Source organism: Ruegeria sp. YTSA064, assembly GCF_059610325.1.
The window spans coordinates 15,950-37,794 of record NZ_JBXWNK010000002.1 but is presented as its reverse complement, the minus strand read 5'-3'; the positions used below and the strand labels follow the sequence as shown (position 1 = coordinate 37,794).

Annotated in this window: 23 protein-coding genes, 1 tRNA gene and 2 pseudogenes; 16 read left to right on the top strand and 10 right to left on the bottom strand. The window is 57.5% G+C overall.

All coding sequences use genetic code 11. The features are described 5' to 3' along the window. The first annotated feature begins 270 nt into the window (after positions 1-270). The 4 genes from AC2FI7_RS02700 to AC2FI7_RS02685 all read left to right on the top strand — a co-directional run bounded on the left by AC2FI7_RS02700 (position 271) and on the right by AC2FI7_RS02685 (position 4,478). Positions 271-1,821, top strand: a complete 1,551-nt coding sequence (locus tag AC2FI7_RS02700) for a trimethylamine methyltransferase family protein (RefSeq protein WP_496815158.1) — start codon at positions 271-273, stop codon at positions 1,819-1,821. Positions 1,822-1,899: 78 nt separating this feature from the next. Next, positions 1,900-3,003 carry a mandelate racemase/muconate lactonizing enzyme family protein gene (locus AC2FI7_RS02695; protein WP_496815156.1) on the top strand — a complete coding sequence of 368 codons (1,104 nt, stop codon included), beginning with the start codon at positions 1,900-1,902 and terminating at the stop codon, positions 3,001-3,003. Between the two features lie 12 nt (positions 3,004-3,015). After that, positions 3,016-3,747, top strand: a complete 732-nt coding sequence (locus AC2FI7_RS02690; protein WP_010440523.1) for an SDR family NAD(P)-dependent oxidoreductase — start codon at positions 3,016-3,018, stop codon at positions 3,745-3,747. After that, the gene (locus AC2FI7_RS02685) at positions 3,744-4,478 is read left to right on the top strand and encodes an SDR family NAD(P)-dependent oxidoreductase (protein ID WP_010440528.1); all 735 of its coding nucleotides are present in this window, start codon (positions 3,744-3,746) and stop codon (positions 4,476-4,478) included. The genes AC2FI7_RS02690 and AC2FI7_RS02685 overlap by 4 nt, the downstream gene beginning before the upstream one ends. A gap of 12 nt (positions 4,479-4,490) precedes the next feature. Here AC2FI7_RS02685 and AC2FI7_RS02680 read toward each other — a convergent pair whose 3' ends face one another. From AC2FI7_RS02680 to AC2FI7_RS02665, 4 genes are read right to left on the bottom strand one after another with little or no spacing between them, the layout of a single operon-like run. Beyond that, the gene (locus AC2FI7_RS02680; RefSeq protein ID WP_496815153.1) at positions 4,491-5,831 is read right to left on the bottom strand and encodes an NAD(P)/FAD-dependent oxidoreductase; all 1,341 of its coding nucleotides are present in this window, start codon (positions 5,829-5,831) and stop codon (positions 4,491-4,493) included. Then, positions 5,828-7,324, bottom strand: coding sequence for an aldehyde dehydrogenase (locus AC2FI7_RS02675; protein WP_010440535.1), 1,497 nt, complete (start codon positions 7,322-7,324; stop codon positions 5,828-5,830). Before AC2FI7_RS02675 ends, AC2FI7_RS02680 begins: the two co-directional genes overlap by 4 nt. A gap of 3 nt (positions 7,325-7,327) precedes the next feature. Beyond that, positions 7,328-8,245 (bottom strand): dihydrodipicolinate synthase family protein, encoded by a 918-nt coding sequence (locus AC2FI7_RS02670; RefSeq protein ID WP_496815151.1) that lies wholly within the window; start codon positions 8,243-8,245, stop codon positions 7,328-7,330. Between the two features lie 7 nt (positions 8,246-8,252). After that, positions 8,253-9,017: a GntR family transcriptional regulator gene (locus AC2FI7_RS02665; RefSeq protein WP_238528773.1), complete on the bottom strand. Its 765-nt coding sequence runs from the start codon at positions 9,015-9,017 to the stop codon at positions 8,253-8,255. Between the two features lie 78 nt (positions 9,018-9,095). Between AC2FI7_RS02665 and AC2FI7_RS02660 the strand changes: the two genes are divergently transcribed. The 3 genes from AC2FI7_RS02660 to AC2FI7_RS02650 all read left to right on the top strand — a co-directional run bounded on the left by AC2FI7_RS02660 (position 9,096) and on the right by AC2FI7_RS02650 (position 11,428). After that, positions 9,096-10,046 (top strand): GlxA family transcriptional regulator, encoded by a 951-nt coding sequence (locus AC2FI7_RS02660; RefSeq protein WP_010440542.1) that lies wholly within the window; start codon positions 9,096-9,098, stop codon positions 10,044-10,046. 74 nt (positions 10,047-10,120) lie between these two features. Next, entirely contained in the window at positions 10,121-10,876 is a 756-nt protein-coding gene (locus AC2FI7_RS02655; protein ID WP_010440544.1) for an SDR family NAD(P)-dependent oxidoreductase, read from the top strand. 9 nt (positions 10,877-10,885) lie between these two features. After that, positions 10,886-11,428: a sugar O-acetyltransferase gene (locus AC2FI7_RS02650; RefSeq protein ID WP_010440546.1), complete on the top strand. Its 543-nt coding sequence runs from the start codon at positions 10,886-10,888 to the stop codon at positions 11,426-11,428. 189 nt (positions 11,429-11,617) lie between these two features. Here AC2FI7_RS02650 and AC2FI7_RS02645 read toward each other — a convergent pair whose 3' ends face one another. Next, positions 11,618-12,157: a TetR/AcrR family transcriptional regulator gene (locus AC2FI7_RS02645; protein ID WP_139056599.1), complete on the bottom strand. Its 540-nt coding sequence runs from the start codon at positions 12,155-12,157 to the stop codon at positions 11,618-11,620. A gap of 130 nt (positions 12,158-12,287) precedes the next feature. On the opposite strand from AC2FI7_RS02645, the gene AC2FI7_RS02640 reads away from it, so the two are divergent. Beyond that, positions 12,288-12,761 (top strand): cupin domain-containing protein, encoded by a 474-nt coding sequence (locus AC2FI7_RS02640; protein WP_037321051.1) that lies wholly within the window; start codon positions 12,288-12,290, stop codon positions 12,759-12,761. Positions 12,762-12,957: 196 nt separating this feature from the next. Here the strand turns inward: AC2FI7_RS02640 and AC2FI7_RS02635 are convergent. From AC2FI7_RS02635 to AC2FI7_RS02620, 4 genes and pseudogenes are all read right to left on the bottom strand, one after another. Further along, positions 12,958-13,122, bottom strand: a pseudogene (locus tag AC2FI7_RS02635) (hypothetical protein); the annotation flags it as partial. 384 nt (positions 13,123-13,506) lie between these two features. Further along, positions 13,507-14,742: pseudogene (locus AC2FI7_RS02630) on the bottom strand (ABC-F family ATP-binding cassette domain-containing protein); the annotation flags it as partial. Positions 14,743-14,834: 92 nt separating this feature from the next. After that, positions 14,835-15,569 (bottom strand): GNAT family N-acetyltransferase, encoded by a 735-nt coding sequence (locus AC2FI7_RS02625; RefSeq protein WP_496815148.1) that lies wholly within the window; start codon positions 15,567-15,569, stop codon positions 14,835-14,837. Between the two features lie 101 nt (positions 15,570-15,670). Beyond that, positions 15,671-16,147: an outer membrane protein assembly factor BamE gene (locus AC2FI7_RS02620; RefSeq protein WP_010440559.1), complete on the bottom strand. Its 477-nt coding sequence runs from the start codon at positions 16,145-16,147 to the stop codon at positions 15,671-15,673. Positions 16,148-16,231: 84 nt separating this feature from the next. Here AC2FI7_RS02620 and AC2FI7_RS02615 point away from each other — a divergent pair, with 84 nt between their 5' ends. The 8 genes from AC2FI7_RS02615 to AC2FI7_RS02580 all read left to right on the top strand — a co-directional run bounded on the left by AC2FI7_RS02615 (position 16,232) and on the right by AC2FI7_RS02580 (position 21,570). Further along, complete coding sequence (locus AC2FI7_RS02615) at positions 16,232-16,768, top strand: YceD family protein (RefSeq protein WP_010440562.1); 537 nt, start codon at positions 16,232-16,234, stop codon at positions 16,766-16,768. A gap of 205 nt (positions 16,769-16,973) precedes the next feature. Beyond that, complete coding sequence (gene rpmF / locus AC2FI7_RS02610; protein WP_010440565.1) at positions 16,974-17,180, top strand: 50S ribosomal protein L32; 207 nt, start codon at positions 16,974-16,976, stop codon at positions 17,178-17,180. 24 nt (positions 17,181-17,204) lie between these two features. Then, positions 17,205-18,290: a phosphate acyltransferase PlsX gene (plsX, locus tag AC2FI7_RS02605; protein WP_010440567.1), complete on the top strand. Its 1,086-nt coding sequence runs from the start codon at positions 17,205-17,207 to the stop codon at positions 18,288-18,290. Between the two features lie 24 nt (positions 18,291-18,314). After that, positions 18,315-19,286, top strand: a complete 972-nt coding sequence (locus AC2FI7_RS02600; protein ID WP_480872708.1) for a beta-ketoacyl-ACP synthase III — start codon at positions 18,315-18,317, stop codon at positions 19,284-19,286. 96 nt (positions 19,287-19,382) lie between these two features. After that, complete coding sequence (gene ihfA / locus AC2FI7_RS02595) at positions 19,383-19,685, top strand: integration host factor subunit alpha (protein WP_008755922.1); 303 nt, start codon at positions 19,383-19,385, stop codon at positions 19,683-19,685. Positions 19,686-19,703: 18 nt separating this feature from the next. After that, positions 19,704-20,291, top strand: coding sequence for a MerR family transcriptional regulator (locus AC2FI7_RS02590; protein WP_010440574.1), 588 nt, complete (start codon positions 19,704-19,706; stop codon positions 20,289-20,291). A 61-nt stretch (positions 20,292-20,352) separates the two neighbouring features. Continuing rightward, a tRNA-Pro gene (locus tag AC2FI7_RS02585) sits at positions 20,353-20,429 on the top strand. Positions 20,430-20,490: 61 nt separating this feature from the next. Then, positions 20,491-21,570, top strand: coding sequence for a 2'-deoxycytidine 5'-triphosphate deaminase (locus AC2FI7_RS02580; RefSeq protein WP_010440577.1), 1,080 nt, complete (start codon positions 20,491-20,493; stop codon positions 21,568-21,570). Positions 21,571-21,573: 3 nt separating this feature from the next. On the opposite strand, the gene AC2FI7_RS02575 is transcribed toward AC2FI7_RS02580, so the two are convergent. After that, positions 21,574-21,813, bottom strand: coding sequence for a hypothetical protein (locus tag AC2FI7_RS02575; protein ID WP_010440578.1), 240 nt, complete (start codon positions 21,811-21,813; stop codon positions 21,574-21,576). Positions 21,814-21,845 lie beyond the last annotated feature (32 nt).

Here is a 21,845-nt window from a genome sequence, read left to right as displayed (position 1 = left end):
ATGCAAGCCCTCAAAAAAGAAATCATCTGAAATCGATGAACGCCAACCTGTGAAACGAATTTGGATAATGCAGCCCAAGCATCGGAAAATGCCAATGCTTAATTGGTCATGAGACTGTCAAACCTGAGACAACAATACCAACATCAATAACCTTCTTCGGATTGCCGCATTATTGACGACTCCCGGCGTCGTATTTCGCAACAGACTTTCGCATTCCTGCATGTGAGCCCCACCCTTTCCGTTCCACTCTGAACCGGAAGGAGGCACCATATGACCAGAACTGCCACTGCCACACGTACCGGAGGGCGCTCTGCCCGACGCGCCATCCGCACCGCTCCAAATTTCGAGATGCTACCAGGGCTGACCCATGGCTTACCGCTCTGCGAAGTGATGGACGGAACTCAGGTTGAACGCATCGATGCGGCATCGATGGAAATTCTGGAAAACGTGGGTGTCCAGTTCCGCGACCCCATCGCGCTGGAAGACTGGAAAAAGGCCGGTGCCAAAGTTGAAGGTGAACTGGTCTATCTGGATCGCGGTCTGGTGCGCGAGTTGATCGCGACCATCCCGTCAGACTTCACCTACCACGCGCGCGATCCGAAAAAGAACGTTCGACTTGGTGGCAAACACTCGATTTTTGTACCGATGACCGGCGCGCCGTTCCTGCGCGATCTGGACGATGTGCGCCGCAACCCGACGCTGGACGATCTTGCGATGTTCCACAAGCTCAGCCACATGTTACCCGCGCTTCATTCGTCGGCCCATCATATAGTCGAACCCTATGACCACCCGATCAGCCAGCGACATCTGCGGATCACCTATTCGTCGATGAAACACTCGGACAAGACCTTCATGGGCATGACCACCAGTCCCAAGAATGCCGAAGATGTCATGGAGATGTGCGCGATCCTGTTTGGCGAGGAGTTCCTTGAGGATCACCCTGTCACCACCGGCAACTGCAACGGCAACTCCCCGCTGGTCTGGGATGAAACCATGTTGGGCGCGATGCGGGCATTCTGTCGCCGTAAGCAGCCCGTGCTGTGCTCGCCCTTCGTTCTAGGCGGGGCCAACACGCCTGCCAGTGTACCCGCCACCGTGGCGCAGCTGAACGCTGAAGCACTCAGCGCGTTGGCCTATACGCAGGTGATCCGCAATGGCGCACCTGCGATTTACGGGCATTACCTGTCGACTGTCTCGATGAAATCTGGTGCACCGATGGCCGGCACGCCTGAGATCAGCCTGATGAACTTCATGATCGGACAGATGGCCCGATACTATGACGTACCATGGCGCACTTCGAACACGCTGGGTGGGGCAAAAACCTTTGACGCACAGGCGGGGTATGAATCCGCGACCACTCTTCAGGCGGTGATCCATGCAGGGGCGAACTATATCTGGCATTCGGCAGGCTGGAACGAAGCCGGGATGCACTGCTCGACCGCGAAGTTCATCGTCGACGCGGAACAATGCGCCATGGCCTATCGCATGGCCGAGGGCCCAAAATGGCACGATTTCGATCAGGCGGTTTCCGCCGTTGGTGATATCGGCCCCGGCGGGCACTATCTGGGGCACCCCCACACGCAGGACAATTTCCAAAGCGCGTTCTTCATGCCCGATATGTTCGACAATAACTCGATCGAGCAATGGCAGGCCGAGGGCTGTGTCGAAATCACCGAACGCGCCCTCAAACACGCCCGCAAGCTGTTGGCTGAGTACCAAGAACCGACGCTCGATATCGCAAAGAACGAAGAGCTGCTGGACTACATCGCACGGCGTGAACGAGAAATTCCAGCAGCCGATGAGTTGAATCAAACATACTGAGATACACTCCCCTGAAACTCACCCGCCCGAACTATTGGGCGGGTCTTTTCCATTCAGAGACATCGGGAAACACAAAACGTGAGAATTTCTGAAATCTACATCTACGGCCTTGATCTACCGGTGAAAAATGGCCCATACACCATGGCCCGCGCCCAGGTCTGGGCTCTGGATACAACTCTGGTCAAACTGGTTGCTGATAATGGTCTAGTCGGATGGGGCGAGACCTGTCCGGTCGGTCCCACCTATGCCGAAGCACATGCGGCAGGCGCACGGGCCGCGCTAGCGCAAATGGCACCAGATCTGCTGGGCGCTGAGGTCTCGCCGCTTGGCTTGCATCGCCAAATGGACGGCCTTTTGAACGGTCATAACTACGCCAAAGCGGCAATTGATTTAGCGGCGCACGATCTGTTGGGCAAACACTACGGTGTAAGTGTATCGACCCTACTGGGAGGTGCTGTAACCGACAAAGTGCCCTCGTATTACGCAACCGGCGTGGGCGCACCGGATGACATCGCCCGGTTGGCTGCGGATAAGCAGTCCGAGGGCTATCCTCGCCTGCAGATCAAGGTCGGCGGTCGCCCGGTCGAACTGGATATCGAAACCATCCGCAAAGTTTGGGAGGTAATCAGCGGCTCGGGCATGCGCCTTGCCGTGGATGGCAACCGTGGCTGGACAACGCGCGACGCGCTGCGTGTCAGCCGCGAATGTCCCGACATTCCCTTCATCATGGAGCAGCCCTGCAACACGATCGAAGATCTGCAGAAAATCCGGCCACAGGTTGGTCACGCGATCTACATGGATGAAAACAGCACCAGCCTGAACACCGTCATTACCGCGGCGGGCACCGGGCTGGTGGACGGGTTCGGCATGAAGGTCACCCGTATAGGCGGCCTGCACCCGATGCGCGCCTTCCGCGATCTGTGCGAGGCCCGCAACCTGCCCCATACCTGTGACGATAGCTGGGGCGGCGACATTATCGCAGCGGCCTGCACCCATATCGGTGCTACGGTGAAGACCGAATTGCTCGAAGGTGTATGGCTCGCTGCACCCTATATCGAAGGCAATTACGATCCCGAAAACGGGATCCGGATTGAGGGCGGGCATATCCGCGTTCCCTCCGCACCGGGGCTCGGCGTATCACCTGACGAAAGCCGATTTGGCGCGCCAGTCGCATCCTTCTGATTGGAGGCAGACATGGATTTCACAGGAAAAACAGCCCTGGTGACCGGTGCCGCCGGGGGTATCGGAGCCTCTCTCGTGCAGCGCCTGCGCGCAGCGGGCGCGCAAGTGGCGGTGGCAGACCGCTCGCTGGAGGGGATCGAAGCAGAAGCGCATTTCCCCGGTGATCTTCTTGACACGAGCTATGCCGACGCACTGCCCGCAAAGACCGCAGATGCTCTGGGCAGTCTTGATATTGTGGTCAACAACGCGGGCGTCATCACGCGCGGGGCAGTGACCGAGACTTCGGATGAGGATTGGGCCCTGTCGTTGGGCGTGAATGTAGAGGCACCGTTCCGCATCTGCCGTGCCGCCATTCCAATCATGGCCGCGGCAGGTGGCGGAGCAATCGTGAACACCGCGTCCTGCTGGGGCCTCCGACCCGGCCCGGATCATGCGATCTACTGCATGACCAAAGCGGCCATTGCCAGTCTCACACAATGCATGGGGCAGGATCACGCGCATCAAGGCATCCGCATTAACGCCGTTTGCCCCAACGAGGTGAACACACCGATGCTGCGCTCGGGCTTTGCCAAACGCGGGTTCGATCCCGATAGTGCTGTTGCCGAGCTTGGAAAATCAGTGCCGTTGGGCCGGATTGCCGAACCCGAGGATATCGCGGACGTGATCCTGTTTCTGGCCTCGGACGCCGCGCGGTACATGTGCGGTGCGTTGGTTGAAGTGAACGGAGGCAAGCCGGTGCAATGAACAGATTCTCCGGAAAAACCGCTCTCGTGACCGGCGGACGCAGCGGTATCGGGCGCGCCATCGCCCAGCGTCTGCGCGACGAAGGGGCCGATGTCTACACCGCTCAACGTGGGCAAGACGACGACTTCCCCTCCTTCCATGCGGATTTTTCAGACCCCGACAGCCCCGCACAGATCATCGAGCAGGTCGTGTTCGATGCAGGCCAGCTTGATGTGTTGGTCAATAACGCAGGGATGATGCAAGAGGCATCGATCGACGACATGTCATTGGTCGACTGGCAACGTAACCTGACTGTCAACTTAACCGCCCCGTTCTTGCTGATTAAGGCCGCTCTACCTCACCTGCGCAAGACTAAGGGGAGCATCGTCAATATCGGCTCGATTGAGGGGTTTGGCAGCAATCCCGGTCATACCGCCTATTGCGCCTCAAAAGCCGGGCTGCACGGGCTGACCCGCGCGGTTGCCGTCGACCATGGCGCAGAGGGCATCCGCTGTAATGCGGTGGCACCGGGCTGGATCGACACCGATCTCAACCTCGATTTCATCGACAGCATGGACGACCCCGCCGCGTTCCGCCGGGATATCGCCCGCATTCACCCGGTTGGCCGGACAGGTGATCCCCAAGAAGTGGCCGCACTGGTAGCCTTCTTGGCCGCAGATGAGGCCGGTTTTGTCACCGGTCAAGTCTATACAGTCGATGGTGGGCGGATGGCGAAACTCAGCCTGCCATAATTGGTCCCAGAGCTATTCAGCCCCGGATCGCCACTCTTTCCAGCGCATATACGCATTGGCACCGATGGATGCGAAGGGCTCGGGCGGCAACCGTGGTGGCATCGGCTGCGCCAGAAAATGATCGGCAATCTCGGATTCTTTCTGCAGCACAAGCTCTGCCGCACCCATTCCCTGCAAAGTGCCGCGCGCAATGCCCAGACCGTTCTGACAACACGCGGCAAAAACCCCCTGATCGACTTCGCCAAAGGCCGCCGAGCCATTGCGGCTGAGGCACAGCATCCCGGCCCAGCGATGTTCCATCCCCACATCGGACAATTTCGGAAACCGCTCCTGAAACTTACGGTCATGCACTTTGCCTGCCCGCTTCAAATGGTTCTCGTTACTGTGAATTTCAGGATGAAAGCTGGAACAGGTCCGGATCAGAATACGATCCCCATAGCTGCCCGAAACCCGCCGGACCGAAGTGCCCATTGGATCCGCAGGTGTCACCGACCAACGCGGCAGCCCGCCCAGCGTGGCAATCTGCGCTTGGCTTAGCGGCTCTGTTATCGATGCATAAAGGCAGATATGCATCAATCGCCGTTGATAAAAACCGAAACTTTCGATGTGCCCATTATTGGCCAAGACAATGCGCCCGGTCGACACCCGCGTCTTTTCGGTTTCGACCTCCCAGCCACTGCCCATCTTACTGAACCCTGTCACGGGTGAATTCTCAAACACCCCAATCTGTCCTGCAAGGTACGCGGACAGGGCACGGACGTAAGCAGCGGGCTGAATCATCACCGTTCCCGGCGCAAACAGACCCGAAGTGTAATGCAGACTGCCCGTCAGCGCCTGCATCTGATGCACGTCATACAGCTCGTAAGGCTCACCCAAGCGCGCCAGATGCGCGGCGTAATCGGCGTTGTGCCGGTCTCCAGCCGCCGTCGCAGCAGCATTGATCTTGCCACAGGGGTCGAACGACTCAAGCGACAGATCACACTCTTCTGCCACCTCCGATGCAAAGGATATGGCCTGACGGTTCAGCGCGATCGTGGCTCGGTCCGCCTCCAACCCATCGCTTGCATAATTGTCCGAAGCCAGATCATGCGGCAGATCGATCATGAAACCCGAGTTCCGCCCGGCCGAGCCTTCGGCAAATCGCCCGGCCTCCAGCACGACAACCTTCAGACTCGGATCAAGTTGATGCAGTCGCCGGGCCGCCGTCAGCCCGGCAAAACCACCGCCGATGATGGTCACATCGGCGGTCTGGTCTTGCTCAAGCCGGGGCAGCGATTGCTGCGGCGGCAGGATCGCATTCCATCCCGCCGCGCCGGTCTGCTGGGGCAACCGTTTGGCTGCGTAGCTCGTCAATCCACCGCCTCATCTTCGTCATCAGTCAGATCAATCCAGATGGTTTTCAGCTGGGTATACTGATCATGCGCATGGACCGAGTTATCCCGGCCACCAAACCCGGATTGCTTATAGCCTCCAAAGGGTGTGGTGATGTCGCCTTCGCCAAAGCTGTTGACCGTGACGGTTCCCGCCCGGATCGCCCGTGCGCCCCGGATGGCGCGTTTGGCGTTGGCCATGAAGATCGACGCACACAGGCCATACTCAGTGTCATTGGCAATGCTAATCGCCTCGTCAAAGCCAGAGACTTCGATCACCGACAAGACCGGGCCAAAGATTTCCTCGCGCGCCAGCGTGGCATCGTTTCCGGGCACTTCGACCACCGTGGCTTCGACAAAACCCTTCTCCGCCTTGCCGCCTATCAGCACGTTTTCGGCCTGCTCCAGATAGCCGCAAACCTTGTTGTAGTGGCCTTCACTGACCAGCGCACCCATTCGGGTTTCCGGGTCCAGAGGTTCGCCCACGTTCCAATGTTTGGCGTGATGGGCAATACGCTCCAACAACTCTGCCTTCACGTCCTTATGTACGATCAGCCGCGACGAAGCCGAGCAATTCTCGCCCATGTTCCAGAACGCTCCATTGACGACATGCGCCGCCACCCGATCTAGATTTTCCGCATCGTCCATCACGATGGCCGGGTTCTTGCCGCCCATCTCAAGCACCACTTCCTTGGCGTTGCTTTCGGCGGAATAGCTCAGGAACTTCTTTCCCGTCACGGTCGAGCCGGTGAAGGACACCATGTCGATGTCCATATGCCGCCCGATGGGTTCGCCCACCTCGGCACCACCACCGGGCACCACATTCAGCACACCGCGCGGCAACCCGGCTTCAGACGCCAGCTCCGCCACCTTTAACGCGGTCAGAGAAGTCTCGGTCGCAGGCTTCACCACAACGGAACAGCCCGCCGCCAACGCTGGCCCGATCTTCCATGCCAGCATCAACAAGGGGAAGTTCCAAGGCAGCACCAACCCGACCACCCCGATGGGTTCACGCACGACCATGGCGATGTGGTCATCACTGGCCGGTGAAACCTGATCATAAATCTTATCGATCGCCTCGGCATGCCACTTCAGACAGTGGATCGTCTCGGGCACATCCACGGTTTCGCAGTCATAGATGGTCTTGCCGCTATCGATGCTCTCCATCACCGCCAGTTCCCGCGCGTTGCGGGTGATCAGCTTGCACAGGCGGATCAGAACGTCCTTGCGATCCGATGGGTGCATCTTTGACCAACGCCCATCATCAAACGCTTCACGCGCCTTTTCAACGGCAAAATCCACATCCTCGACACCGCAGGCTGCAATACTGGTCAGCAGCGCGCCAGTGGCGGGGTTCACGGTCTCGAACACCTGTCCCGAGATTGCCGGGCGATAGCCGCCATCAATGAACGCGCCCGTCGGCAAATCCTGATGCGCAGCGATGGATTCGTATTCATCTTTCGTCAGCAAGCTCATGCCTCAATCCTCCGCCACGATATCTGCGATTTTGCGTTTTAGAATGCGCGTCACCTGTTCCAGCGCGCGTTTGTCATCTTTGTTCAGGCCTTTAAGGGGCGACCTGACCATCCCAGCATCGATCCCGTTCATGGTGACGCCATGCTTGATCGTCTGGATGAACTTGCCGCCTTGCTCCAGCACCCGCATCAGCGGCATCAGCGCGCTCATAATGCGACGGCCTTTGGCAAAGTCGCCCTCGATCACACAAGCCTGATACAGCGCCACATGCTCGGCGGGCAGAAAGTTCGATCCGCCGCAGACCCAGAACGGCGCTCCCCAGGCGAAAAACTCCAGCGCCTGATCATCCATGCCGCAGCCCAGCTGAATATGCGGATAATCCCGCGCCAGTAGGTGTACCCGGTTGATATCGCCCGAGCTTTCCTTGATGCCGCAGAAATTCCGGCTGCGGCCCACACGATCCAGGAACTCTTCCCCCATCATCGTGCCGGTCCTGTGCGGATAGTTGTACAGCATCACCGGCAGATCAGCCGCCTTGTCGATAGCCAGAGCGTTCAGCGCATTCTCACGGTCTGTCGGCACCGAATACGGAGGGCTGGCCAACAGGATCGCATCTGCGCCTAAGTCTCGCGCGCCTGAGGCCAAAGCTACTGAGTCGCCGGTCAGCATCGCCCCCGTTCCCACAAACAGAGGCACCCGCCCCTTCAGCTGTTCATGCGTAAACTGCGCCAGTTGCAGCCGTTCTTCGACGGTCTGGGCATAGTTCTCACCGGTCGATCCACCCGAGATCAACCCGTGCACACCCTGTTCGACCAGATAGTCGATCACCTCGGCCAGCGCGTCCCAATTCACACTGCCATCCGCCGCGTAGGGTGTCACCACCGGCGTGTAGATACCCTCGAATCTGAAGATCGGAGTCATGTGTCCCTCATGCAGATGTCTTGCCGGGGACCTGCCCCAGCGGAAAATCCAAACCCTCAGGCATCACGAACAGCTCAATCTGATCGCGTGACAGGGTCCAATGGTCGTCGGCAAGCTGCGCAGCAGCCGCCTCATCGCCCGCCTCGATGGCGGCGATGATGGCGTCATGCTGGTCGCTCGCCTCCGACAAGTTCTCGGCCATTCGTGCGGTCTGCGGGCGATAAAATGTCATACCGATCCGCGCATGGTCGATCAGCAACCGGTTGAACGATGGGGATAAATAGACATTCCCCGCCATCTCTCCGGTCACTTCGTGAAACCGGGTATTGGCCAGCGTCCGCTCCTCAGCCGAGCCTGTACGCAAGGCCTGCCGAAACGTATTCTGCGCCTCTTTCAACTGATCAATCTGATCAGCCGTCGCATTGGCCGCGGCCAGACGCAGCACCGCGCCATAGATCATCGGCGCAACCAGAAAGAAATCGCGCAACGTGGTATGAGACATCTCGGACACTCGAGCCCCACGATGGGTGCGCAAATCCAGGTACCCCTCACCAGCCAACTGCCGGAACACTTCGCGCAACGGCGTGCGCGACAGGCCAAAGGCCTGCGACAGCTGCGCCTCGTCCAGATCCTCTCCGGGGCTCAGGCGCAAGGTCAGAACCGACATCTTGAGATGTTCGGCCAGCGCCTCTTTCGGTGATCTGTGCTCGCCCTTCATCCCACGCCTTCCATTGCCGTTTTCGATTCGCGTATGCGTATCGTGGTATCTCATAAAAATACATGTTGTATACAGTTAGTTTTCGTGCAGCATGCCGATACATTCAGAAACGCCCTGATTCCGGTCCACCCCATGCACAAACCGCAACACTTCACTTTCATACTGGTCGAGGAATTCTCGCACCTCGCCTTCTCATGCGCGGTCGAACCGTTGCGCATTGCCAATTGGGTGGCGGGTGAAGAGCTCTACCAATGGTCCTTTCGGTCAGAGCACGGAGAGCAGGCGGTTTGCTCCAACGGATCGATAACTCTGGTACATGGCGGATTGCAGTCCGTGCCCAAATGCGATCAGCTGTTTGTTCTATCGGGCATCCATATGCGCAATCATGTCACGAAGCCGCTGCTGGCGACATTGCGCCGTGAACGCGCGCGTGGGACCAATATCGGCGCACTGTGTTCTGGTGCCTGGCTGCTGGCCGAAGCCGGGTTTCTGGACGGTATGCAGGCTGCAATTCACTGGGAATATCACGATTCCTTTATGGAGGCTTTTCCCGAAATCAACTTGGTTCGCAGCGTTTTTGTCGCTGACGAAAAACACATGACCGCATCGGGCGGCACGGCTACTGCCGATCTGATGCTGCACCTGATCGAACGGGATCACGGCCACGACATGTCCGTCGCCGTTGCCGATCAGATGGTCTATAACGCCGTGCGTAATGCCACCGCTGATCAGCGCGTCTCGCTGCAATCACGCAACGGGATGCGCAATGCGCATTTGGCCAAGGCGATCAACATCATGACCGAAAACATCCAAAGCCCGCTGTCGCCATCAGTCATTGCCGCCGATATCGGCATTTCGACACGACAACTCGAACGCCTGTTCGGAAAATTCCTGAACACTTCGCCCAAAAAATACTTCATGGAATTGCGCCTAGAGCGGGCTCGTAATCTGCTTTTGCAGACCGAGTCCTCAGTGACCGAGGTCGCCTTTGCCTGCGGGTTCGAAAGTGCCGGTCATTTCTCGCGTGTCTATCGTGCGACCTTTGGGATCACGCCCATGCAACAGCGCAGCAGGCTGGATTGATCAATACTGTGACTGGACAGCACCCCTTGCTTGCGATTATCTGAACAAGTGTTCAGATCAAGAAGAGGCCCTTCATGCAACTCTCAACCACAGCTGCAGTAATCACCGGCGGTGCGTCCGGCCTGGGTGAAGCCACAGCCCGTCACTTTGCCGAGAGCGGCGCACAGGTCACCATCCTTGATCGTGATGCCGAGCGCGGCCCTCAGGTCGCGGCCGAGATTAGTGGGTATTTTGCACAGACCGATGTGGCGGATGAGGCCTCGGTCGCTGCGGCCATTGCGCAGGCGAAGGACAAGATGGGTAGCATCACCGCGGCCGTGAACTGCGCCGGGATCGCGATAGGAGCCAAAACCGTCGGCAAAGACGGCCCCCACCCCCTGGACGCCTTCCAGCGAACCATCGACATCAATCTGGTCGGCACTTTCAACGTCTCACGCCTTGCCGCTGCCGAAATGGCAAAGAACGATCCCGAACCGGACGGCGCACGCGGCGTGATCATCAACACCGCCTCTATCGCCGCCTTTGACGGGCAAAAGGGTCAGGCCGCTTATGCGGCTTCGAAAGGCGGAGTGGTCGGCATGACCCTGCCCATGGCACGCGATCTGGCATCCTCTGGCATTCGCGTGATGGCAATCGCACCGGGTATTTTCATGACGCCCATGCTGGCTGGCCTGCCTGAAGAGGTGCAGCAGCAACTTGCAGCGGACGTCCCCAACCCTGCCCGCCTTGGCGATCCCCTTGAATACGGGCGGCTGGCCGGGTTTATCGTCGAGATGGGTTACCTTAACGGAGAAGTCATCCGCATCGACGGTGCCCTCCGGATGCGGTAAATCAATGCCATGACCGAGCGGCAGAAAATGGAGGCAGGCGACTGGTATCGCTGCCTTGATCCAGAACTCGATGCGTTGCGTGCCACCGCGCGCCGTGCTGTCCATGCCCATAACACTTGCCCGCCAGATGAAAGGGGCAATTTGGCTCCGGAACTCGCGGCGCTTCTTGCCCATGTCGGTCAGGATTGCTTTGTCGAGGCACCATTCCATTGTGCCTACGGAATAAACCTGTCTCTGGGTGATCGGGTTTATCTGAACGCTGGCTGTGTCGTTCTCGACACCGCGCCGGTGCGGATCGGCAATGATACGATGCTTGGGCCCACGGTACAGATCTACTGCGCCGAACACGCGAAAGACCCCGCCTTGCGCGCGCAAGGTCTGGAAATCGCTCACCCTGTGACAATTGGCGAGAATGTCTGGATCGGCGGTGGCGCAATCATCATGCCCGGCGTCACAATCGGAGACCGCGCCATCATTGGCGCCGGCAGTATCGTCACGAAAGACGTCCCACCAAGGGCGACCGTTGTCGGCAACCCAGCCCGCGCGATCTGACCTCACGCATGACCGCAAGCCATATGCCGAATACCTTGCACTTCTTCTTTTTCGTAGGCCCGGACCACAGAAAAACAATGAGCCGTGTCAAACACTTCTACGCCTGATTGAAGCTGTTTTGCTTTCTTTAGAGGTGTCACCTTCGCGGACAAAGTGTCCGTTTAGCCAAGATTGCTTTGCTGGTATGTTTCACACATTCGGCAGGTATTGATCAAGCAGAGCGTCCACGAGACCTTCTTGCAAGCGGTATCCTTTCTGCTGGTCTACTCGCAGAATGTCTTCCAATATCACAAACTGTTCCATGCCTGTTGTCATGGCCAAACGTAGAGTCAAGTCTTCGTAATCACTCCGTTTCATCGAACGGCGGACAGGTTCTAGGGCCTCGCCAAATGCTATCACTCTTCTGGCGCCGCGCATTTTGACAGTACCGTCCTGAAGTGATGCCTTTAGCGATTCAGCCAAAAACTGACGGAAGTAAGCCTCATGTTCGCGCGAGAAATCCAAATAGTAGCGCGCCACCGCGTGCACACGGCTTCGCACATCCTCAAGTCCTTCCAGCAATCCTGCAGTTGGAGTCACCTCTATGTCGAGGGTCGCATCCAAGGCCAAAACATTGGGGTCTGAGAAGTACCGGTACACTGTCGCGCGGCCAGTTTTCGCTCGCTCTGCGACTCTGGCAAGCGTCACGTTTTCTCCTTCGGACATAAGCTCACGTGCTGCCGACAGCAAGGCCTCTCTTGTTCTGTTCTTTTGATTGGTGCGAGGAGCCAAATCGCGCGTTCCTTAATGATACACTTGTCTCATGAGTAGATATATGTATCATAATGATGCATTCATCGAAGTAAAGGGAGCCGTTGAAATGACAGAGTCTCGTCCACGCACATATCACCTACTTGGTAATCTTCTGACGTTTCACGCGTTTCCTGCTGAAACCGGAGATCGCTGTACCATCGTCGAAATAAAGACCGCCCCGGGAGCGGGTGCGCCTCTCAATCATCATGCTGGCGAAGACGAGAGTTTCTATGTGCTCGAAGGAGAATTTGAATTTTTCCTGAACGGCGAAACGAGTAAGGTAAGCATCGGTGATTTCGTGAAAGTCCCGGACGGCGCCGTGCATGCGTTTACCTGTATTGGGCAAAGCCCAGGTCGCCTGTTATGCGTCAATGCGCCAGGAGCAATGCACGATACATTCTTCACCGAAGCGGGTGAAGCAATGCCAGACGGCACCACAGACATTCCCGCTCCTGACGGACCACCCGACATTCCGGCCATTATGGCGGTGGCCGAAAAGACAGGTATGACAATTTTGGCGCCACAAGGTGCGCCTGCCTGAACTTCATTTTTGAAACGGGAGCCCGCAAATTAGCGTTTCTGTTACGAGTTAGAGAAATGTGCTAAACCTGACACCCGGGACCAAACTGACATCGACCGCAAAGGGCTCAAAGCGGTTAATAAATCGTGTTCAATCCAGAAGCTCGGGTTTTGTACAACTCGGAGGATTTACCCATTTGACGGTGTTCAACTCGGACTCAACCGGATTCAGCCTTTTCTTCCAGCATCAGCCACTCTTCCTCGGCTGCTGACAGTTTTTCCTGTCGTTCGACCAAGGCGTCTGTCGCTTTCTGAAACTTGACCGGTTCGCGGGTGAACAGCTCGGGGTCCGACATCAGTTCCTCAAGCTTGGCGATCTCGGCCTCAAGGCGCGCGATCTCGGCAGGTAGCTTCTCTAGCCGGTGCTTTTCCGAGAACGAGAGGCCGTGTTTTGGCTTTGCCTCTTGCTTCACCTTCGGCTTTGAAGATTTTGTTTTATCTTCTTTTTTCTGAGCTATCTCTCCACGTTGCGCGATGTAGTCGGACCACCCTCCGGCGTAAACGGTTGCGCGCCCATAGCCCTCCATCGCGATGGTTGTGGTCGCAACCCGATCCAGAAAATCCCGATCATGGCTGACCAGCAACACAGTGCCATCATAGTCGTCCAGCAGTTCCTGCAGCAGATCCAGCGTTTCAACATCCAGATCATTCGTCGGTTCGTCCAGCACCAGAAGGTTTGAAGATTTTGCCATCAGCTTGGCCAACAACAACCGCGCTTTTTCCCCACCAGACAAGGACTTAACAGCCGCTCTTGCCTGTGCGTCATCGAACAGAAACTCTTTGAGATAGCCCACCACATGCTTGGGCTGCCCTCCCACCATCACCTGATCGGCCTTGCCAGACACCCGCATCTCAGGATCGCCGGTCAAGCTGTCCCACAAGCTCATTTCCGGATCCAACTGCGCACGCGCCTGATCAAATACAGCGATCTCAAGATTGGTGCCCTGCACCACAGATCCTTCATCAGGATCGACCTGACCCAGTAGCATTTTCAGCAGCGTTGTCTTACCCACACCGTTGGGGCCGACAAGGGCCACACGGTCACCACGCTGCACCAGAAGATCAAAGTTGCGCACGATCTGCTGAGATCCAAATGCCTTTGAAACGCCAGTGGCTTCGATGACCTTACGCCCGGATTTTGGACCAGATTCCAAAGCCATAGCGGCAGAACCCTGACGTTTGATCTGCGCTGCCCGCTCGGCTCGCAATGCCTGCAGCGCCCGCACCCGGCCCTGATTGCGCTTACGGCGCGCGCTGATACCTTCAACAGCCCATCGCGCCTCGGACTTGATCAAGCGGTTCAACTTGTGGCGCTGTTGATCTTCTTCTTCCCAGACCTTGTCGCGCCAGCTTTCAAAAGCCTCAAACCCCTGCTCCTGCCGCCGTACAACGCCGCGATCAATCCACAGAGTCGCGCGGGTCAATGCACGCAGGAAGGCCCGGTCATGCGAAATCAGAACGTAAGCCGCACGGGTCGATCCCAACTCACGTTCAAGCCATGCGATCGCTTCGATATCCAAATGGTTCGTTGGCTCGTCCAGCAGCATCAGATCTGGTGCCTCGGCCATTAGCTTTGCCAATGCCGCCCGCCGTCTTTCCCCGCCAGACGCAGTTTCAACCGGACGGGCGGGATCGAATTTTAAGCCTTCGCCAGCGCGTTCGACCTTATAGAGCTCGCCGGGCTCCAACCCGCTTGAGGCATAGTCACCAAGCGTCGAGAACCCCTGCATATCGGGATCCTGCTCCATGTAACCCACAGATTTACCCGGGGGGATGACAATATCGCCCTGATCGGCCTCAACCAATCCGGCCATTACTTTCATCAGGGTAGATTTACCTGATCCATTACGTCCGACCAGCGCAACGCGATCACCGGGCTGAATCACAAGGTCCAGACCGGAAAACACCGGATCCCCCCCGAAGGTCAGAGAGATACCGGACATCTGCAACAAAGGAATTCTCGCCATGCCCGCCAGCTAAACTGGCTGGGGCAAGGCGTCAACGCCCCTGTTTGACCTTTTGAATAATACCCATCTCACCCGGCCACGGCCCGCAGCAGGCGTTTGCGCGCAGCTGGAATTGCGCTGATTTCCAGCCCTGTGAACACATGCAGCGTGTTCATCTGGCGATCCACGACCGCGTGGTCACTGACCCAGCCGCCCATCATCAGATAGGTGCGCAGCAATGGCGGCATGCGCAGCATCGCCAGTTTTGCATTTGGTCTGCGACGCAACCGTGTGGCAAACCGAAAAACATCGGGCGCCTTGACCCTTGGCAACCACCGTTTTGGGGCCAAATGCTTGTCTTTGAGCATGGCAAAAGCATCCAGATACTCGACCGTCTCAGTCCCCGCAAAGGACGAGCAGCCAAAAAGCATCTCGACCCCGTTCTGGTCGACATATGCCGTCATTGCCCCCCAGGCGACACGCAAGATATCCGGATCGTGCCGGTCAGGATGAATACAGAAACGACCCATCTCGACCATTGGCCCAGTAAAGCCACGCAGCGCCGACAGGTCATAGAACTGAGCCGAATAACTGCGCCCTACTTCCTCACCGCCCTGCATCGTCAGCATGCGGAAGCAGCATACCAACTCTCCATTGGTGCTCATGTCCTCGATCAGCACGTGGCTGCAGTGCTCATCAAAAGCATCGCCATCCAGATCCTCGGTCGCGAAGGCCAGCGTCCGCAGCTTCTGTGCCTCGGCCACATCACACGCGGTTTGTGCTAAGCGCGCTTGATAACGACCCTTCTCCAACAAAACAGCCATGGTCGCATCCTCCTGCGGTGGCTGACCGGTCAATCATCTGAAACACTTATATAGTGCATGTGACCGTCATATGACCGCCACACCGCCCCTACACAGCTTAGTTACTGACTGACCCCCGGAATGTTCGCCGGATTGAAGTTGCCGATATTACCAAGAAGCTGACGCAGGAAGCCTTTGTCCTCAACATTGGAATCGGTCACACGGCGGTCGAGGACAATGACATAGCCATCTTCCAGACCAAACCGCTCGATATTGCGGACGACACCGCGTTGGTCGAAGCTGATTGCGACCAACTGGCGCGAAACGACCTCGGGCTTTTTCGGTCCATAGTGACGAATTCGAGACGCGACGTAGTAATAACCCGAATCCCGTACAACGCCAGATGCCGTTGGCGCACCGATCGTTTCTTCGACGCTTTCACGCGTGTCGACGCCGACCTTGATCTTGGCCAGATCCTCCGTCGGCGGCACATAGCCGTGATTCTTGAAGATCGGCGAACACGCGCCTGCAACTGCCAAACAGACAGCAAAGACAAGCGTTCTCGATGCTGGTTTCAGCCTGTTCACACCCTTCAACATTGACACCCTCTTGCCATGGCCCCTTGCGGACCCTATCCGATTACAGAAACCGGCGCTCCGGTTCAACACAGGAAAGACTCAACTATGAGCAACCAAACATCATTGCGGGTGGCTGACCTGCCCCAGAACGCTGCAACCCCGTTTGAACTGCGCCCAGATAGCGACACGCTTGAACCGATCAAACGGGAGCTCGGCCTGCTGGGGCTGCGCAAGTTGAGCTTTGTCGGGCAGCTAAGCGCCCAGGGCAAACGTGACTGGGTTCTGAAAGGTAAACTTGGTGCGACGGTGATCCAACCCTGCGTCGTTACGCTTGAACCCGTGACAACCCGGATCGACACGCCAGTCACTCGCGTGTTTCTGGCGGATTGGACCGATCCGGACGAGCCCGAATTCGAAATCCCAGAAGATGACGAGACCGAACCATTGGGCGCTGAAATTGATCCGGCGCAGGTTATGATCGAAGCGTTATCACTTGCGTTGCCGCAATATCCCCGCAAGGACGGTGCCGAACTTGAGCAAGCCGACTATACTGAGCCCGGAAAACAAGCGATGACCGACGAGGATGTCAAACCCTTTGCGGGGCTGGCTGACCTGCGGGATGCGTTGAAAAAAGACGAGTGACAGGCAAGGGATTTCCTGTCATAGCAGGCGGCCAGAAAAACCGCTTGAACATGACGAGAATCGCAGTATTTTCGCGCGCTCATTGGAATTTGGGTTGGACATTGCGGGGCAAGCCCCTTAAACGCGCGTCAAACCACGAGAAAACAAAGTACGTAACCCGGCTGACAGCGAATCTTTCAGCCCATATCAGACAAAGGTTGAGACCATGGCCGTCCAACAGAACAAAGTTTCCAAGTCGCGTCGCAACAACCGCCGCGCACACGACGCTCTGGTTGCTGCAAACCCGAACGAGTGCCCGAACTGCGGCGAGCTAAAGCGCCCGCACCATGTTTGTGCCTCTTGCGGCCACTATGACGATCGTGAAATCGTCGCTCAGGCCGACGAAATCGACCTGGACGAAGACGCGGCCTAAGCCTGATTGGACGCAGGCCAAGGCATGACGGATCAGCCCACGCAAACCGGACGGATCATCATCTCGGTTGACGCTATGGGCGGAGATTCGGGCCCTGCCGTCGTTGTGGCGGGCATTGCCAAGTCTGCGGACAAGAACCCGAAGATCGGGTTCATCCTGCACGGCCAGGAACAGGAATTGCGCAAGCTGGTTGCCAAACGACGTGTCCTTGATGGGCGCGTCGTTTTTCGTGATTGCCCCGACGTCGTCACGATGGAAGACAAACCCAGCCAAGTTGTGCGCAGCGGCAAGAACACATCGATGTGGTCGGCGCTGGAAGCGGTGCGCGCAGGCGAAGCGCACGGCGCGGTGTCCTGCGGCAACACTGGCGCATTGATGGCAATGTCGATGCTGCGGCTGCGCAAGCTGCCCGGCGTGAACCGCCCTGCTATTGCGATCTTATGGCCCTCGCGTAACCCGCATGGCTTTAACGTGATGCTGGACGTGGGCGCGGATGTGCGTGCCGATGCCAAGGATTTGCTGCAATATGCTCTGATGGGTGCTTCATACGCGCGCAACGGGATGGCGCTCAGCCGCCCCCGCATCGGCCTGCTGAACGTCGGAACTGAAGAGCACAAAGGCCGCGCCGAATTGAAAGAGGCGCACGCCATGATCTCGGACTTTGCCGATCAGGCGAATTTTGAGTTCGTGGGCTTTGTCGAAGGCAGTGATATCCCCGGCGATAAGGCTGACGTGATCGTCACAGACGGTTTTACCGGCAACGTTGCGATCAAAACCGGCGAAGGCACTGCGAACCTAATCGGTGATCTGCTGCGCGAGGCATTCAAATACTCGCCCCTGTCCCGCTTGGCATCGATTCTGGCGATCACATCGCTAAACCGCCTTAAAAAGCGGATCGATCCGCGCCGCGTAAACGGTGGCGTGTTCCTTGGCCTTAACGGAACCGTGGTCAAATCCCACGGCGGAGCAGACGCGACAGGAGTTTCGGCTGCGGTCAAACTTGCTTTCACATTGGCAGAATCCGGCTTTGCCGAAAAATTGGCGGCACGGGTTGCATCAACTGCCGCACTTGCACAAGATGCGGCCCATTCCGTGTCTCAATCGGAATAATAACAAAAAAGGCAGTACCCCAGCATGGCAGGCCGCTCAGTTGTTGTAGGTGTCGGACATTATTTGCCGGAGCGCGTTGTACCAAACGCCGAATTCGAAAAAAAGCTGGATACGACGGACGAATGGATTCGCACCCGGTCCGGTATCGAGCGGCGGCATTTCGCAGCCGAGGACGAAACCACATCCGATCTGGCCACCAAAGCGGCCGAGGCTGCGCTGGCCGATGCCGGACTGACGGCAGATGATATCGACGCGATTGTGCTGGCAACCTCGACGGCGGATCTGACTTTTCCATCGGCTGCGACTATGGTGCAGGCGCGGTTGGGTATGACCAAAGGCTTTGCGTTTGATGTGCAGGCCGTCTGCGCCGGGTTCGTCTTTGCACTTTGCAATGCCAACGCTCTGATCCTGTCTGGACAAGCGAAGCGCGTGCTGGTGATCGGAGCCGAGACATTTTCGCGAATCATGGACTGGACCGACCGGTCCACCTGTGTGCTGTTCGGCGATGGCGCAGGCGCACTGGTGCTGGAATTACAGGATGGGCAAGGCACTTCTGATGATCGCGGCATTCTTTCCACCGACCTGAACTCGGACGGGCGATACAAAGACCTGCTTTATGTTGATGGCGGGGTTTCGACCCAATCAACCGGTCACTTGCGGATGCAGGGCAATCAGGTCTTCCGCCATGCCGTCGAGAAGCTGGCCAAAACCGCCGAAGTGGCGCTGGAGCGAGCAGGCCTGACAAGTGACGATGTCGACTGGATTGTGCCGCATCAGGCCAATATCCGCATTATTCAAGGCACTGCCAAGAAGATGGGCCTGCCGATGGAAAATGTCGTTGTCACCGTGCAGGATCATGGAAACACCTCCGCTGCGTCGATTCCCTTGGCCTTGTCGGTGGGCAAGAAGAACGGCCAGATCAAAACCGGTGATCTAATTGTAACTGAAGCGATCGGCGGCGGTCTGGCATGGGGTGCGGTTGCCCTACGCTGGTGATGGGCGCAATCCGGCTTACGAAGCCGCCTGCAATTCATTGATATTGACAGTGAATTTCGCATCGCCATATGCTCGCTCATCAACAGGGGAAAAAGTATGGGCGATAAAACACTGACCCGAATGGATCTGAGCGAGGCCGTCTTTCGTGAGGTCGGCCTGTCACGCAATGAAAGTGCGCAGCTTGTCGAAAGCGTTCTGAACCACATGTCCGACGCGTTGGTGCGTGGCGAACAGGTCAAGATTTCGTCTTTCGGTACATTCAGCGTTCGGGACAAAACCGCCCGCATCGGACGTAATCCCAAGACCGGAGAAGAGGTTCCGATCCAGCCGCGCCGCGTGCTGACTTTCCGCCCGTCGCACCTGATGAAGGATCGCGTCGCTGCAGGGAACCGCAAGTAAGTTCAGGACAGTTTGGTTATGAGTAAGTCCCCCGACGCCTTTCGCACCATTAGTGAAGTTGCGGACTGGCTAGGAGTTCAGGCTCATGTTCTGCGCTTTTGGGAAAGCAAGTTTACGCAGGTAAAGCCGGTAAAGCGTGCCGGTGGGCGGCGATACTACCGCCCGAATGATATGCGATTATTGGGTGGCATCAAGAAACTGCTGCACGAGGATGGCACCACCATCAAAGGCGTACAGAGAATCCTGCGGGAACAAGGCGTTGCACACGTTGCTTCACATTCACCGAGCCTGGATGACAGCCCGCCCGTTTCGCCCCCGGATGACACGGTTGTTCCATTTACCACAGCGTCCTCGGGGCAGCCTGCGAACCAGATTAACATGGATCTCGGCGAACCCGGCCAAGCTCCGGCACCAATAAAACCCGACATTAGCGACCAACCCAAGCCGCAACTTGATGCAATGGACGCCGCTCCGCTTATGGGTGGAATAGCATCATTGGCATGGAACCGGGCAGAGTATGACGACAAGCTTCTGCACCAAATTGCACCGATTGCGAAAGACCTGCGCCGTTGGCTGGATCGCGTTGAAAACCGGGCGGCGGGATAGCAAAAAAGGCGATGATTTCCTCTTGCCCCTGCCGGGAAAGTCTTTATGAACACCTCAACGTCGGGCTATGGCGCAGCCTGGTAGCGCGTCCGTCTGGGGGACGGAAGGTCGCAGGTTCGAGTCCTGCTAGCCCGACCAAATCACACCGACGTTTATGGCACATAGGCCAGATCCCGCTCTGGCAGCAGAGGGGATCGAGATGACAGGTGTTTGCCCAAACCAGCAGCTTGAGGCGATGATCGCGCGTGGTGAGATTACTGCAAGCCCGAACATCATTCCTGCGCAGGTGCAGCCTGCCAGCCTTGATCTACGTTTAGGAACAGTAGCTTACCGGGTGCGCGCCTCATTTCTGGCAGGCGAAGGACGGTCTGTTGCAGATCGTCTAGCCGAGTTTGAAATGCACCGCATCGACATCACCGAAGGCGCGGTTCTGGAAAAAGGCTGCGTCTATCTGGTGCCGCTTATGGAATCGCTCGCCCTCCCCGATGAAGTCAGTGCGGCGGCCAATGCCAAAAGCTCGACCGGGCGACTGGACCTACTGACCCGTACTATCACCGATGGTGGTACCGAGTTCGATCGGGTCCCCGCTGGATATACTGGTCCTCTATATGCCGAGATCTGCCCGCGCTCTTTCTCGGTTTTGGTGCGCCCCGGAATGCGGTTGAATCAGATCCGTTTCCGCAAGGGTCAGGCTGTGCTGAGCGACGTCGAACTGTCCGCGTTGCATAGTCAGACACCGCTGGTCGATGGCCCAGCCGTGATTCAGGACGGTCTGGGATTCTCGGTCGATCTGCAGCTACCCGATACCGACCTAGTTGGCTATCGCGCCAAACCACACACCGGGGTGATCGATCTGGACCGGATCGGCGAATACGACCCGCAGGAATACTGGGAAGAGGTGCGCACCAAAGACGGACGCATCATCCTCGACCCCGGCGCGTTCTACATTCTCGTCAGCCGCGAAGCAGTGCATATCCCACCGATGTATGCCGCCGAAATGGCCCCCTATCTGGCCATGGTCGGCGAGTTCCGGGTGCACTACGCCGGTTTCTTCGACCCGGGCTTTGGTCATGCCGAAGCGGGCGGCGCAGGATCGCGCGGCGTGTTGGAAGTGCGCTGCCACGAGGCGCCCTTTGTGTTGGAGCACGGACAGGTCGTCGGGCGTTTGGTATATGAGAAAATGGCTGAGATGCCGACGCAGCTGTATGGCGCGGGCATTGCCTCAAACTATCAGGGGCAAGGCCTCAAGCTGTCTAAGCATTTTAAGGCCGTAGGCTAACAATCAAAATTTCATGAAGCGGCGCATCTGCCGAGTTACCTGTTTCATCTGCTTGGCGCTCTGCTTCTGGCGCCCAGCCGAATCGCGCATTTGACGATTCGCTTCGGGATCATTTTGGGTCTCTGACGGACCCGGTTTGCGACCGGCCCGGCGCGCCATATCAATACCCTTGTCGACCCCGCGGTTCACAAGGCGGCGCAAAACCTGACGCACGATCATGTCAATGATCCGATTGGCATTCATTGGTTCAACTCCGTTTCTCGCGCACTACAATA

Excerpts from the sequence above, each read along its gene's own strand:
- AC2FI7_RS02625 (WP_496815148.1), bottom strand. The coding sequence starts at position 15,569 with ATGGCTGTTTTGTTGGAGAAGGGTCGTTATCAAGCGCGCTTAGCACAA.
- AC2FI7_RS02685 (WP_010440528.1), top strand. The coding sequence starts at position 3,744 with ATGAACAGATTCTCCGGAAAAACCGCTCTCGTGACCGGCGGACGCAGC.
- AC2FI7_RS02620 (WP_010440559.1), bottom strand. The coding sequence starts at position 16,147 with ATGTTGAAGGGTGTGAACAGGCTGAAACCAGCATCGAGAACGCTTGTC.
- plsX (WP_010440567.1), top strand. The coding sequence starts at position 17,205 with ATGACGGATCAGCCCACGCAAACCGGACGGATCATCATCTCGGTTGAC.
- rpmF (WP_010440565.1), top strand. The coding sequence starts at position 16,974 with ATGGCCGTCCAACAGAACAAAGTTTCCAAGTCGCGTCGCAACAACCGC.
- AC2FI7_RS02670 (WP_496815151.1), bottom strand. The coding sequence starts at position 8,245 with ATGACTCCGATCTTCAGATTCGAGGGTATCTACACGCCGGTGGTGACA.
- AC2FI7_RS02615 (WP_010440562.1), top strand. The coding sequence starts at position 16,232 with ATGAGCAACCAAACATCATTGCGGGTGGCTGACCTGCCCCAGAACGCT.
- AC2FI7_RS02575 (WP_010440578.1), bottom strand. The coding sequence starts at position 21,813 with ATGAATGCCAATCGGATCATTGACATGATCGTGCGTCAGGTTTTGCGC.
- AC2FI7_RS02600 (WP_480872708.1), top strand. The coding sequence starts at position 18,315 with ATGGCAGGCCGCTCAGTTGTTGTAGGTGTCGGACATTATTTGCCGGAG.
- AC2FI7_RS02665 (WP_238528773.1), bottom strand. The coding sequence starts at position 9,017 with ATGAGATACCACGATACGCATACGCGAATCGAAAACGGCAATGGAAGG.
- AC2FI7_RS02640 (WP_037321051.1), top strand. The coding sequence starts at position 12,288 with ATGACAGAGTCTCGTCCACGCACATATCACCTACTTGGTAATCTTCTG.
- AC2FI7_RS02675 (WP_010440535.1), bottom strand. The coding sequence starts at position 7,324 with ATGAGCTTGCTGACGAAAGATGAATACGAATCCATCGCTGCGCATCAG.
- AC2FI7_RS02660 (WP_010440542.1), top strand. The coding sequence starts at position 9,096 with ATGCACAAACCGCAACACTTCACTTTCATACTGGTCGAGGAATTCTCG.
- AC2FI7_RS02700 (WP_496815158.1), top strand. The coding sequence starts at position 271 with ATGACCAGAACTGCCACTGCCACACGTACCGGAGGGCGCTCTGCCCGA.
- ihfA (WP_008755922.1), top strand. The coding sequence starts at position 19,383 with ATGGGCGATAAAACACTGACCCGAATGGATCTGAGCGAGGCCGTCTTT.
- AC2FI7_RS02655 (WP_010440544.1), top strand. The coding sequence starts at position 10,121 with ATGCAACTCTCAACCACAGCTGCAGTAATCACCGGCGGTGCGTCCGGC.
- AC2FI7_RS02650 (WP_010440546.1), top strand. The coding sequence starts at position 10,886 with ATGACCGAGCGGCAGAAAATGGAGGCAGGCGACTGGTATCGCTGCCTT.
- AC2FI7_RS02590 (WP_010440574.1), top strand. The coding sequence starts at position 19,704 with ATGAGTAAGTCCCCCGACGCCTTTCGCACCATTAGTGAAGTTGCGGAC.
- AC2FI7_RS02580 (WP_010440577.1), top strand. The coding sequence starts at position 20,491 with ATGACAGGTGTTTGCCCAAACCAGCAGCTTGAGGCGATGATCGCGCGT.
- AC2FI7_RS02690 (WP_010440523.1), top strand. The coding sequence starts at position 3,016 with ATGGATTTCACAGGAAAAACAGCCCTGGTGACCGGTGCCGCCGGGGGT.